The sequence below is a fragment of the Kineococcus rugosus genome (assembly GCF_050871975.1).
Classification (GTDB): domain Bacteria; phylum Actinomycetota; class Actinomycetes; order Actinomycetales; family Kineococcaceae; genus Kineococcus.
Genome location: NZ_JBJLSJ010000019.1, coordinates 1 through 12158, shown reverse-complemented (window position 1 = coordinate 12158; position 12158 = coordinate 1). Strand labels below are relative to the sequence as shown.

Here is a 12158-nt window from a genome sequence, read left to right as displayed (position 1 = left end):
CCTCACGCCGCGCCGCCCAGGTCGAGCACGTCCCCGCGGAACGTGCGGCGGAACCGGCGGTCGTGGCTGACGACGACGACCGCGCCGCCGAAGCCGTCGACGGCCTCCTCCAGCTCCTCGACGAGCTGCGGGGCGAGGTGGTTGGTCGGCTCGTCCAGCAGCAGGACGTCGTGCCGGGCGGTGAGCAGGCGGGCGAGGTCGAGCCGGCGCCGTCCCCCCGTGGACAGCTTGCCGACGGCGACGCCGAGGCGCTCGGGGTCGAACAGGCCCGTGCGCAGCAGCGCCCGGGCGTGGTCGTCGGCGCTGCCGGGCCGGCCGGCGGCGAAGGCCGCCAGGACGGTGCGGTCGAGGTGGTCGGTGGCCGGGTCCTGCCGCAGCAGCCCGGTCCGCCCGCGGCGCCGCACGGTGCCGGTGTCCGGGCGCAGGGTCCCGGCCAGCACCTCCAGCAGCGTGGACTTGCCGGCCCCGTTCGGACCGACCACCAGCAGGCGGCCGGTGGGGCCGAGGTGCAGGTCCAGCGGCGCGAGCCGGCCGGCCACCGAGATCCCCTCGGCGTGCAGGGACCCCCGCCGCCCGGAGGCGCCCGCGGGTGCGGTGAAGCGCAGCGGGTCCGGCGGCCGCGGCACCTCCGCCTCCCGCAGCCGGCGCAGCTTCTCGGCGTTGGCGCGCACCCGGGAGGCCAGCGACTCCTGGACCCGTTCGCCCTTGTAGTCGTGCTGCATCTTGTCGTTGTCCCGGCGGGGCCGCGCGTGGTTGACGGCGCGGGCCCGCTGGTCGCCGGTGGTGTCGAGGCGCTCGACCTCGTCCTCCCACTGCGCGCGGGCCTGCTCCCAGCGGCGGCGCTCGGCGGCCTTGGCGAGCAGGTACTCGCCGTAGGGGCCGGGGTAGCGGGCCACCCCGTGCTCGTGGTGCGGGTCGACCTCGACGAGCTCGCGGGCCACGGCGTCGAGGAAGTCGCGGTCGTGGGAGACGACGACGGTGGTGCCCGGACGCGAGCGCAGGTGCGTCTGCAGCCACCGCGCCGCGTCGTCGTCGAGGTGGTTGGTCGGCTCGTCGAGCAGCAGCACCTCCGGGGCGGCGGCCAGCAGCGCGGCCAGGTGCAGCCGGGAGCGCTGACCGCCGGACAGCGTGCCCAGCTCGCGGTCGCGTCGCAGCGACGGCAGCCCCAGCCCGGCGAGGGACTGCTCGAGCCGGGCGTCGGCGTCGTACCCGCCGCGCAGCTCGTAGGCGGTCTGCACGTCGCCGTACTCGGCGAGGGCGGCCTCGGGGGCCGGCCCCCGCATCCGGTCCTCGAGCTCGCGCAGGCGCCGTTCCAGGGCCCGCAGGTCGGCGGCGGCGGCGTCCAGGACGGCGCCGACGGTGGTGCGCGAGGGGGCGCCGGCGTCCTGCGGCAGGTAGCCGACGCCGCCGGCCGCGACGGCGACGACGCGCCCGCTCTCGACGGGTTCGGCCCCGGCCAGGACGCGCAGCAGCGTCGACTTGCCGCAGCCGTTCTCGCCGATGACCCCGGTGACGGCGCCGGGGGTGAAGGCGACGGTGATGCCGGTCAGGACCGGCACGTGGTCGTAGCCCCGGGAGACGCCGCGCAGGGCGAGGGAGGTGGTGGTCCGGGTGGTGGTCTGGACGGGCATGCGGGTTCCTCACGTGACGTACGCCGAGTGGACCCGCGCTCGCGCGGAGCGGGGGTCCGGGGGATCGGGCACGTCAGATGAGCACCGCAGCGGCTCCTCGGTCGGGGACGGGACCCCACGATCGTGCGCCCGCCGCTCGCGCCCCCGCAACCCCTTTCCGCCGCACCGAGTCCTAGAGTCGGCCCCGTGAGCACCGAGGCCACCACCGTCCGAGAAGTCCCCCTGCCCCGCAGCGCGCCGTCGTCCCGGGGCGTCGACGCCCGCGGCGTCGCCGCCTTCGTGGACGCCCTGGAGAACACCCCCGGGGTCGAACCGCACAGCCTGCTGGTCCTGCGCCACGGCGACGTCGTCGCCGAGGGCTGGTGGGCGCCGTTCCGCCCCGACCGCCCGCACCTGCTGTACTCGCTGTCGAAGAGCTTCACGGCCACGGCCCTGGGTTTCGCGGTGGCCGAGGGCCTGGTCGACCTCGACGCGACCGTGCTGTCGTACTTCCCCGAGTTCGACGCCGAGATCACCGACGACCGGTCCCGCCGCGTCCTCGTCCGGCACGTCGCGGCCATGGCCAGCGGCCACCGCGAGGAGACCCTCGACCGCGCGGTGGCCGATCCCAGCGGGGACGTCGTCAAGGGTTTCCTGAGGATCCGGCCGGACGCCGAACCGGGGACCCTGTTCTGCTACAACCAGCCCTGCACGTTCTCCGTCGCGGCGGTCGTGCAGCGCGCCGCCGGCCAGGGGCTCCTGGAGTTCCTGCGCCCCAGGCTCTTCGAGCCCCTCGGGGTCGACCCCGCGAACCTGGGCTGGCTGCGCGACGGGCAGCACCGCGAGATCGGTTTCTCCGGTTTCCACGCCCCGACCGAACTCGTCGCCAAGCTCGGGAAGCTGTACCTGCAGAACGGTTCCTGGGACGGCCGGCAGGTCCTGCCGGCCGGGTGGGTCGCGGAGGCCACGCGGTCGCACATCGACAACGCGAGCTTCAACGACAACCCCGACTGGCAGCAGGGCTACGGTTTCCAGTTCTGGATCGCCCGGCACGGCTACCGCGGCGACGGCGCCTACGGGCAGTTCTGCGTGGTGCTGCCCGAGCAGGACGCCGTCGTGGCGATCACCTCCCAGAGCCCGGACATGCAGGCCGTCCTCGACGCGGCCTGGGAGCACCTGCTGCCGGCGCTGTCCGGTGACCTGCCCGCCGACGCCGCCGAGCACGACGCGGCGCTCGCGGCGCGGCTGGGGTCGCTGGCCCTGGCGCCGCTGGAGGGCCCGCCGGTCGCCGACGGGGAGTTCACGCCCGCGACCGGCAGCCGGCCCGCCTCGCTCACCGCGGTCCGCGTCGCCGGGGGCGAACTGGTCCTGCACGACTCCGGGCAGGAGCTGCGCGCCGCGATCGGGCACGGTGCGTGGGCCGACTCCGGCCCGCTCGCGGTCAGCGGGGCCGGGACGCGGGTCGACGTCCGGTTCGCCGAGACCCCGCACCTGCTGCACCTGGACCTGGCGGACGGGCGGTTCACCGGCCGGTGGGAGACCGAGCCGCTGCACGCGCCGGCGCTGGCGACCCTGCGCCGGCCCGAGTGAGCGCCCGGTGATCGTCCACCGGGGCGCCGACCTGGACCGGGCCGCCGTCGCGCGGATCGCGGCCGGGGCCCCGGTGGAGCTGGCCCCCGGGCTGCTGGCGGAGGTCGAGGCGTCGCGGGCCGCGCTGCTGGCGGCGCTGGGCGGCGCGGGTCCGGTGTACGGGGTGACGACGGGGATGGGGGCGATGGCCGGGGTCGCCCTGGACGCCCGGGCCCGGGCCGCGCACCAGGAGAACCTCGTGGTGGGCCGGGCCGTGGGGTCGGCGCCGTGGCTGTCGGTGGAGCAGTCCCGCGCGGTGCTCGCCGTCCGGTTGCGCACGTTCCTGCACCCCGAGGCGGGGGTCTCCCCGGCGTTGTGCGAGCGGCTGGCGGACCTGCTGAACCGGCGCGTCCACCCGCGGGTCCCGTGGCGCGGCGGCGGCTCGGCCGGGGAGATCGTCCCGCTGGCGCACGTGGGGGCGGTGCTGCTGGGCGGGGCGGACACCCTGGACGGGCGTTCGGCCGGACCGGCGGGGTTCGGGGCCAAGGAGGGGGTCGCCGTCCTGGAGGGGGTGCCGGTCGCGACGGCGCTGGCCACCCTGCAGGTGGCCGAGGCCGACCTCCTGCTGGACCAGGCGGAGGCGGTGCTGGCGGCGACGTCGGAGGTGCTGCGGGCCAGCCCGGACCCGGTGCGCGAGGGCCTGGGCCGGGCCGACGGGTCCCTGACCGCGGTGCACGCGCGGGTGCGGGCGCTGCGCCCGGCCCCGGGGGTGACGGGGTTGCAGGCGCCGGTGTCGGTGCGGGTGGCGCCCGCCGCGCTGGCCCTGGCCCGGCGCCGGGTGCGGGAGCTGGCCGCGGCCGCCGACCGCGCCCTGGAGGGGGTCACGGACTCCCCGGCGTTCTGGGACGGGCGGTTCGTCGGGACGGCGGGTTTCGCGGGCACCGAGCTGGCGGCCGACGGCGACGCCCTGGGGGCGGCGCTGCTGCACCTGGCCGACACCTGCGTGGCCCGCACCCACCGGGCGCTGGACGCGCGCCTGACCGGCCTGACGCCGCAGCTGTCGCCCGAGCCGGGCGTCCAGGCGGGGCTGGTCGCGGTGCACAAGCGCGCGGTGGGGGTGGTGCACCGGTTGCGCCGGTTCGCGCTCCCGGCCGCGGTGGGGGCGGTGGAGACGTCGCTGGGGCAGGAGGACGTGCAGAGCTTCGGGCTGGAGTCGGCCGAGTCGCTGGCCGAGGTGCTCGCCGGGCTGCGGGAGGTGCTGGCGGTCGAGCTGCTGGCGGTGCACCGGGCGCGGCTGCTGCGCGGCGGGCTCACGGGCCTGGCCCCGCAGCTGGCCGCCGCGCTGGGGGAGGTGGCCGGGGTGCTGGGCGAGGACGTGCTCGACCGCCCCTACGGCCGCGATGTGGAGGCCGTGGTGGACCTGCTGCGCGCGGGGTGGTCGGTCCCCGGCTGAGGGGCGGCGGTGGAGCGGCGCACGACGAGGTGCGGGCGGAACACGACCGGTTCGGGGGCCGGGCCGTCCTCGCCGCGGCCCTCGAGGGCGAGCAGCTGCCGGACGGCGGCGGCGACGATGGCGTCCTCGTCCCAGGAGACGGTCGTCAGGGCGGGGGCCACGAGGGCCGCGAGCTGGTGGTCGTCGAACCCGACGACGGAGACGTCGCCGGGGATGCGCAGGCCGAGGTCGGCGGCGGCGCGGTAGACGCCGAAGGCCAGGGAGTCGGACAGGCAGAAGACCGCGGTGGGCCGGTCGGCGCCGGACAGCAGCCCGGCCGCCGCCTCGGCCGCCCCGGCGGGGGAGGCCGGGGTCGGGACGACGAGCAGGTCGACGCCCAGGGGGGCGGCCAGCTCCACGGCCAGCAGCTCGGAGGGGCGGCCGGGGGTGGTGGGCAGCGAGGGGGTGAGCAGGGCGACGCGGCGGTGGCCCAGCCCGTACAGGTGGTCCAGCACGGAGGCGATGCCGAAGCGGTTGTCGAAGAGGACGGCGCCGCTGCCGGGCCGGCCGGTGAGGGCGTCGCCGAGGGAGACGACGGCGGTGGAGGGGGCCAGCAGCCGCCAGTAGTCGGCCGAGGGGTCGACGGGGGAGACCAGGGCGCCGTCGACGCGCTGGGCGGCGAAGCGTTCCACGACGCGCCGTTCGGCGCGCGGGTCGGCGTCGGCGTCGGCGATGGTCGCGTCCTTGTCGAGGGTGCGCAGCGCGCGGGTGAGCTGCACGGACAGGTCCTGCTGCCACAGGTCGCGCAGCGAGCCGCTGATGCCGACGGTGCCGGTGCGGCCGCTGGCCAGGGCCCGGGCGATGGGGTCGACGCGGTAGCCGAGCTGGTCGGCGAGGGCCTGGACGCGCTCGATGGTGGCGGCTGAGCCGCGGGTGCCGCGCAGGGCGTAGGAGGTGGCGGCCAGCGACAGGCCGGCGGCGTCGGCCACGTCCTGCAGCGTCCGGCGGGTGTCCCTCGGCACGGTTGCACAGTAGCCCGCGCGTGGCGCGCCCCGGTTTGACGGCGACCGCTGTGAAGCGCTTCACTCGGTGGTGAAGCGCTTCACGAGAGGAGGACCCCGTGCGGACCGACTGCCACCAGCACCTGTGGCCCGCCGAGCTCCTCGACGCCCTGCGCGCCCGCCGCGACCCCCCGCACCTGCGCGGCTGGACCCTGCACCTGCCCGGCGAGCCCCCGTGCGCCATCGACCCCGCCGCCCACGACGTCGAGGCCCGCCGCGCCCGCGAGCGCGCCGACGGCACCGCCCGCGCCCTGGTCTCGCTGTCGTCCCCGCTGGGCCTGGAGCACCTGCCCGGTGAGGACGCCGAACCCCTGCTCGAGGCCTGGCACGACGGCGCCGCGCGCCTGGGCGCCCCGTTCGGCGTGTGGGCCGCCGCCGGGGTCACCGACCCCGACCCGGTGGCGCTGGGCGGGACCCTCCGGCGCGAGGAGGTCGTCGGGCTGCAGCTGCCGGCCACCGCGCTGGCCGACCCGCGCGCCGTCGAGCGCCTGGGCCCCCTGCTGGCCGAGTGCGAGCGCGCCGGCCGGCCCGTCCTGGTCCACCCCGGCCCCGCCGGCGCCGGTCACGACGTCCCGGCCTGGTGGCCCGCGCTCGTGCCCTACGTCCAGCAGCTGCACGCCGCCTGGCTGGCCTGGCACGTCGCCGGGCGCGCCAACCACCCCCGGCTGCGGACCGCCTTCGTCGCCCTGGCCGGCCTGGCCCCCCTGCACCACGAGCGGCTCGCCGCCCGCGGCGGCGCGCTCGGCCGCCTCGACCCCGGCGTCCACTACGAGACGAGCTCCTACGGCCCCCGCGCGATCGACGCCGTCGTCCGCGTCGTCGGCGTCGACCCGCTCGTCCTGGGCACCGACCGCCCCTACGCCGAGGCGTTCGAGGCCACCGGCCTGCCCGGGTTCGGGGCCGCCTTCGCCCACGCCCTGACCGTCGCCAACCCCACCCACCTCCTGGAAGGGAGCCGACCGTGACGATCGCACCGCAGACCCCCGGGCTGCCCGAGGCCCCCGGGCGCACCCTGACCCCCCGCGAGCTGAAGGACTGGGTCGACGAGGCCGCCCGCCACCCCGGGGCGTGGGAGCACCTGGTCCGGCACGACACCGGCGGGCGGCACTTCGCGAGCCTGCACCGCGACGGCGACCTCGACGTGTGGCTGCTGTGCTGGAACACCGTCGACGACACCGGCTGGCACGACCACGACACCTCCGCCGGCGCCGTCGCCGTCACCCGCGGGGCCGTCACCGAGGCCACCCCGCGCATGGGCGGCGAGCCCGTCGTCCGCACCGTCGGGGCCGGGCGGTCCTTCGCCTTCGGCCCCGACCACATCCACCGCATGAGCGGCGCCGTCGACGGGTCCGTCTCGATCCACGCCTACTCCCCGCCGCTGTGGCGGATGGGGCAGTACTCCATCAGCCCGTCGGGGGTGATGCGGCGGCTGTCGGTCAGCTACGCCGACGAGCTGCGGCCGCTGGACGGGTAGGCCCCGCGGGGGCGGTGCGCTCAGCCGTCCAGGCGCAGCAGCAGCGCCAGCTCCGGCACCCGTTCCACCACCCGCTGCACGTCCGGCCCGATCGGGGCGTCCCGCGCGTCCCGGTCCAGCACCTCGTCGAACACCGCGAACAGCGCCGCCGCCCCCGGGGTCAGCCGGTCCGGCGCCGCCCGCAGCGCCCGCACCGCCGCCAGGGCCTCCACCGCCAGCACCAGCGGGGCCAGCTCCGCCGTGTGACGCAGCGCCCGCGCCCCCTGCGTCGCGAAGCTGGCGTGCTCCTCCAGCCCCAGCGAGATCGACACCGTCCCCGCCGTCATCGGCGCCGTCCCCGGCCGCAGCTCCGCCAGGACGTCCTGCACGACGTACTCGCCGATCATCAGCCCCGAGCTGCCCCGGGGGCCCGCGGCCAGGAACGCGCGCAACCCCGTGTGCTCGGGCCGCAGCAGCAGCGCCAGCCGCGCCGCCGACAACGTCAGCACGCCGAACGCGGTGGCGCGCAACGTGTCCAGCGCTGTCGCGAGCGAGGCGGCGTGGAACTGCCCGTGGTGGAACACCCCGTCGGCGCCCACCAGGGGGTTCTCGCCCGGCGAGGAGGCCTCCAGCGTCAGCACCCCGTCCAGGGCGTCGGCCGCCGCGAACGCCGGGGCCAGCACCTGCGGGACGGTCCGCAGCGCGAACGGGTCCTGCAGCCGCGCCGGCGGCGGGCCGCCGGCGACCAGCGCCGACAGCGCCGCCGCCACCTGCGGCTGGCGCGGGTGCGGGCGCGCCGCGTGCACCCGCGGCGCCCACGCCTGCGCGTTGCCGCGCAGCGCCAGGAACGACAGCGCCGAGACCCCCAGCCCGGCCAGCAGCAGCTGGCGCACCCGGACCAGCGCCAGCGACGCCGTCGCCAGCGTCAGCGCGTGCGAGGAGATCAGCGGCAGCGCGTCCGCCGGCCCCAGCGGCACCGGCTGCACCGCCCCGGTGCGCCACGGGCGTTCCCCGACCAGCGTCAGGCCCAGCTCCGCCAGCGGCGCCAGGTCCGACGTCCCGATCCCCCCGAAGCGGTGCAGCGTCGGCAGCGCCCCCGACCGCACCGCCTCCGCCAGCGCCCCCACCACCGGCGGGCTGATCCCGGCCCCCAGCCCCGCGTGCGCCCCCGCCAGCAGCTGGTTCAGCCGCACCACCAGCGCGGCCCGCGTCGTCGGCCCGTCCTCCACCGGCCCCAGCGACGCCGCGTGCGAGCGCAGCAGCCGCAACCCGTGCGCGCGGGGGTGCTCGCCCTGCTCCTCGGTGATCCCGACGTCCTTGTTCGCCCCCACCCCGGTCGTCGCGCCGTACACCGCGCCCGCGGCGCGGGCCGCCTCCATCGCCGCGTGCACCGCGTCGAGGGAGGCCAGCACCGCCTCGTCCACCACCGGCCGGGCGCGGCCGTGCGCCACGTCGTCCAGGTCCGCCGGGGACAGCGCCCGGCCGTCGACGGCGACCCCCCGGGTCGCGGCCCGGACCTGCTGGTGCTCCACTTGACCTCCCACACGACCGCCGCCGGGTCCGGAGGGGTGAGGTCACGATCGGATGACGGCCGACCGCGCCCCGTTGACCGCCCCCCGGCCTGTGCTCAGCATGTACCCGCCCACAGGCCCAACCCGGGAGCCGCCGCAGTGATCACCTTCGAGGCCGTCCGCAAGCAGTTCCCCGACGGGACGGTCGCGGTCGACGACCTCCACCTGGAGCTCCCGACGGGCCGGACCACCGTGTTCGTCGGACCCTCCGGCTGCGGCAAGACGACCTCCCTGCGCATGATCAACCGGATGGTCGAACCCACCGGCGGCACCGTCACCGTCGACGGCCGCGACGTCCGCACCCAGGACCCCGCCCGCCTGCGCCGCGGCATCGGCTACGTCATCCAGCACGCCGGGCTGTTCCCGCACAAGACCGTCGTCGACAACGTGCTCACCGTGCCCCGCCTCGTCGGCCGCGGCCGCGAGCGCACCCGCGCCCTGGAGCTCCTCGAGCGCGTCGGGCTGCCCGCCGCCTTCGCCGACCGGTACCCCGCGCAGCTGTCCGGCGGCCAGCAGCAGCGCGTCGGCGTGGCCCGCGCCCTGGCCGCCGACCCGCCCGTCCTGCTCATGGACGAGCCCTTCAGCGCCGTCGACCCCGTCGTCCGCGGCCAGCTGCAGCAGGAGTTCCTGCGCCTGCAGGCCGAGCTGGGCAAGACCATCGCCATCGTCACCCACGACATCGACGAGGCCGTCGTCCTCGGCGACCGCATCGCCGTCTTCCGCGCCGGCGGGCACCTCGCCCAGGTCGGCACCCCCGAGGAACTGCTGACGAAACCCGCCGACGACTTCGTCCGCGGGTTCGTCGGCCGCGACCGCGGCTACCGCGGGCTCAGCTTCCTCAGCGCCGACGACCTGCCGGTCCGCCCCCTCGACGGCACCACCCCGGCTCCCGGCCCCGACGGCGTCTTCCGCGCCGGGGACTCCCTGCGCACCGTCGTCGACCTCACCCTCACCTCCCCGTCCGGCACGGCCGTCAAGGTCGACGGCGACGGGAACCCCGTCGGCACCGTGCACCACCGCGACGTCGTCGACCTGCTGGAGCGCCGTCGGTGAACCAGGTGCTGGAGTACGCGCGGAACAACTCCGCCACCATCCTCGACGCGCTCGGCCAGCACGTCGTCCTCGCCGTGCTGCCGCTGCTGATCGGGGTGCTCGTCGCGCTGCCGATCGGGTACCTCGGGGTGCGTTTCGGGTGGCTGTACCACCCCCTGCTCAACGTCTCCGGGCTCATCTACTCGATCCCGTCGCTGGCCGTGTTCGTCGCCCTCCCGTACGTCCTGGGCACGAAGATCCTGTCGCCGGTGAACATCGTGGTCGCGCTCGCGCTGTACACCGTGGCGCTCATGGCCCGCACCGTCGCCGACGGCCTGCGCTCGGTGGACCCCGCGCTCACCGAGGCCGCCACCGCCATGGGCTACAAGAGGACCCGGCGGTTGCTGGAGGTGGAACTGCCGCTCGCCGCGCCGGTCGTCCTGGCCGGGGTCCGGGTCGCGGCCGTGTCCAACATCTCCCTGGTCAGCGTGGGTGCCCTGCTCGGCGTCGGCGGTCTGGGTGCCCTGTTCACCCGGGGTTTCCAGCTCGACTACACCGCCCCCATCATCGTCGGCATCGTCCTGTCGATCCTGCTGGCCGCCGTCGCGGACCTGCTCATCGTCGGGTTCCAGCGGGCCGTGACGCCCTGGACCCGCGCCGTGAAGGGAGCCTGACGTGGACGACGCGCCGTACCTGCTCGACGGGGCGAACTGGGCCTGGTCGAGCCCGGGGACCATCCCGCACCTGCTGCTGTCGCACCTGGGGTACACCGCGATCTCGGTGCTCGTGGGTTTCCTCATCGCCTTCCCGGTCGGGCTGCTCATCGGGCACACCGGCAAGGGGTCGTTCCTGGCCATCAACGCCGGGAACGCCGGGCGCTCGCTGCCCACGCTGGGGCTGCTGAGCCTGCTCGTCGTCCTCCTGGGACTGGGTTTCCGCCCCGTGCTCATCGCCCTCGTCGTCCTCGTGATCCCACCGATCCTCACCTCCACCTACGCCGGGGTCCGCGCGGTCGACCCGAACGCCGTCGACGCGGCCCGGGGGATGGGGATGAGCCCGGCGCAGGTGCTGTTCCGGGTCGAGCTGCCCATCGCCCTGCCGGTGGTGTTCGGCGGGATCCGCGCCGCCGTGCTCCAGGTCGTCGCGACCGCCACGGTCGCCGCCTACGTCGGGCTGTCCGGCCTGGGTCGCCTGCTCGTCGACGGCCTGGCCCTGAACGACTACGGCCGCATGGTCGCCGGGGCCGTCGTGGTCGCCGTCCTGGCCGTCGCCCTGGACCTGCTGCTCGGCCTGGTCCAGCGCTACGCCGTCTCCCCGGGCCTCACCGGCCGGGGCCTGGGCCGCGCACGGGCCCGGCGATCCGTGGGAGAGTCCGGGGCGAGACCGGAACAGGAACTCGTCAGCGCAGGAACGTCGAAAGGCACGTCATGAACCGCAGGAACCTGCTCGGCCTGGCCCTGGTGGGCTCCCTCACAGCGGGGCTCGCCGCGTGCGGTGGCGGCGACGACCCGCTGGCCGCCGGCGACACCGGGTCCGGGGACTCCACCGCCACCTCCGCCGTCATCATCGGCTCGGCGAACTTCCCCGAGAGCGAACTGCTCATGGAGATGTACGCCCAGACGCTGGAGGCCAAGGGCGTCGAGGTGCAGCGCAAGCCGAACATCGGCGCGCGGGAGCTGTACCTCAAGGCCCTCGACGACGGCTCGATCGACCTCATCCCCGAGTACAACGGTGCGCTGCTCGCGGCGCTGTCCGAAGGCGGTGCGCCCGAGGGCGTCTCCACCCCCGAGCAGGTGCTCGAGGCGCTCCAGGGCGTCCTGCCCGAGGGCACCGAGGTGCTCGAGCAGTCCCCGGCCGAGGACAAGGACTCCCTGTCGGTCACCGAGGCCACCGCCACCCAGTACCGCCTGACCTCCATCGCCGACCTCGCGCCGGTCGCGAAGGACCTCGTCGCCGGCGGCGGGCCGGAGTTCCAGGAGCGCTACCAGGGCCTCATCGGGCTCAAGGAGCTGTACGGCGTGGAGTTCAAGGAGTTCAAGCCGCTGGACCCCGGTGGCCCGCTCACCGTCGGCGCGCTCAAGGACGGCACCATCCAGGTCGCGAACATCTTCACCACCGACTCGGCGATCACGACGAACGGCTTCGTCGTGCTGGAGGACCCGGAGAACCTCTTCCTGGCCCAGAACGTCCTGCCGCTCATCCGGTCGTCCAAGAACGACCAGACCATCACCGACGCCCTCAACGCGTTCTCGGCCAAGCTCACGACCGAGAACCTCACCCAGTACCTCGCGCAGGTCCAGGTGGACAAGAAGGACGTCGCCGCCGTCGCGAAGGACTTCCTGACGGCCAACGGGCTCGTCTGAGGTCGGCGGCCGCGGCCCGGGCGGGGTGATCCGCCCGGGCCGCGGGGGGGGGGGGGGGGGGGGGGGG

At 76.2% G+C, this 12158-nt stretch carries 11 protein-coding genes; 8 read left to right on the top strand and 3 right to left on the bottom strand.

Going from position 1 to position 12158, the window contains the following annotated elements:
• Positions 1-2 precede the first annotated feature (2 nt).
• On the bottom strand, positions 3-1631 hold the full coding sequence (locus ACRYM6_RS12365; RefSeq protein ID WP_432543180.1) for an ABC-F family ATP-binding cassette domain-containing protein: 1629 nt from the start codon (positions 1629-1631) through the stop codon (positions 3-5).
• 186 nt (positions 1632-1817) lie between these two features.
• On the opposite strand from ACRYM6_RS12365, the gene ACRYM6_RS12360 reads away from it, so the two are divergent.
• Both ACRYM6_RS12360 and ACRYM6_RS12355 read left to right on the top strand, forming a co-directional pair.
• The gene (locus ACRYM6_RS12360; protein WP_432543179.1) at positions 1818-3200 is read left to right on the top strand and encodes a serine hydrolase domain-containing protein; all 1383 of its coding nucleotides are present in this window, start codon (positions 1818-1820) and stop codon (positions 3198-3200) included.
• 7 nt (positions 3201-3207) lie between these two features.
• The gene (locus tag ACRYM6_RS12355; protein WP_432543178.1) at positions 3208-4632 is read left to right on the top strand and encodes an aromatic amino acid lyase; all 1425 of its coding nucleotides are present in this window, start codon (positions 3208-3210) and stop codon (positions 4630-4632) included.
• On the opposite strand, the gene ACRYM6_RS12350 is transcribed toward ACRYM6_RS12355, so the two are convergent.
• Positions 4569-5633 (bottom strand): LacI family DNA-binding transcriptional regulator, encoded by a 1065-nt coding sequence (locus tag ACRYM6_RS12350; protein WP_432543177.1) that lies wholly within the window; start codon positions 5631-5633, stop codon positions 4569-4571. The genes ACRYM6_RS12355 and ACRYM6_RS12350 overlap by 64 nt on opposite strands.
• A 98-nt stretch (positions 5634-5731) precedes the next feature.
• On the opposite strand from ACRYM6_RS12350, the gene ACRYM6_RS12345 reads away from it, so the two are divergent.
• Both ACRYM6_RS12345 and ACRYM6_RS12340 read left to right on the top strand, forming a co-directional pair.
• Entirely contained in the window at positions 5732-6637 is a 906-nt protein-coding gene (locus tag ACRYM6_RS12345) for an amidohydrolase family protein (RefSeq protein WP_432543176.1), read from the top strand.
• Positions 6634-7146, top strand: a complete 513-nt coding sequence (locus tag ACRYM6_RS12340) for a cysteine dioxygenase (RefSeq protein ID WP_432543175.1) — start codon at positions 6634-6636, stop codon at positions 7144-7146. The genes ACRYM6_RS12345 and ACRYM6_RS12340 overlap by 4 nt, the downstream gene beginning before the upstream one ends.
• A 20-nt stretch (positions 7147-7166) precedes the next feature.
• Here the strand turns inward: ACRYM6_RS12340 and ACRYM6_RS12335 are convergent, their stop codons facing one another.
• Positions 7167-8657 carry an aromatic amino acid lyase gene (locus ACRYM6_RS12335; protein WP_432543174.1) on the bottom strand — a complete coding sequence of 497 codons (1491 nt, stop codon included), beginning with the start codon at positions 8655-8657 and terminating at the stop codon, positions 7167-7169.
• Between the two features lie 138 nt (positions 8658-8795).
• Between ACRYM6_RS12335 and ACRYM6_RS12330 the strand changes: the two genes are divergently transcribed.
• From ACRYM6_RS12330 to ACRYM6_RS12315, 4 genes are read left to right on the top strand one after another with little or no spacing between them, the layout of a single operon-like run.
• The gene (locus ACRYM6_RS12330) at positions 8796-9749 is read left to right on the top strand and encodes an ABC transporter ATP-binding protein (RefSeq protein WP_432543173.1); all 954 of its coding nucleotides are present in this window, start codon (positions 8796-8798) and stop codon (positions 9747-9749) included.
• Positions 9746-10402 carry an ABC transporter permease gene (locus ACRYM6_RS12325; RefSeq protein WP_432543172.1) on the top strand — a complete coding sequence of 219 codons (657 nt, stop codon included), beginning with the start codon at positions 9746-9748 and terminating at the stop codon, positions 10400-10402. Before ACRYM6_RS12330 ends, ACRYM6_RS12325 begins: the two co-directional genes overlap by 4 nt.
• Before the next feature lies 1 nt (position 10403).
• Positions 10404-11159: an ABC transporter permease gene (locus ACRYM6_RS12320; RefSeq protein ID WP_432543171.1), complete on the top strand. Its 756-nt coding sequence runs from the start codon at positions 10404-10406 to the stop codon at positions 11157-11159.
• Complete coding sequence (locus ACRYM6_RS12315; RefSeq protein ID WP_432543170.1) at positions 11156-12091, top strand: ABC transporter substrate-binding protein; 936 nt, start codon at positions 11156-11158, stop codon at positions 12089-12091. Before ACRYM6_RS12320 ends, ACRYM6_RS12315 begins: the two co-directional genes overlap by 4 nt.
• Positions 12092-12158: the final 67 nt, after the last annotated feature.

Excerpts from the sequence above, each read along its gene's own strand:
- ACRYM6_RS12365 (WP_432543180.1), bottom strand. The coding sequence starts at position 1,631 with ATGCCCGTCCAGACCACCACCCGGACCACCACCTCCCTCGCCCTGCGC.
- ACRYM6_RS12315 (WP_432543170.1), top strand. The coding sequence starts at position 11,156 with ATGAACCGCAGGAACCTGCTCGGCCTGGCCCTGGTGGGCTCCCTCACA.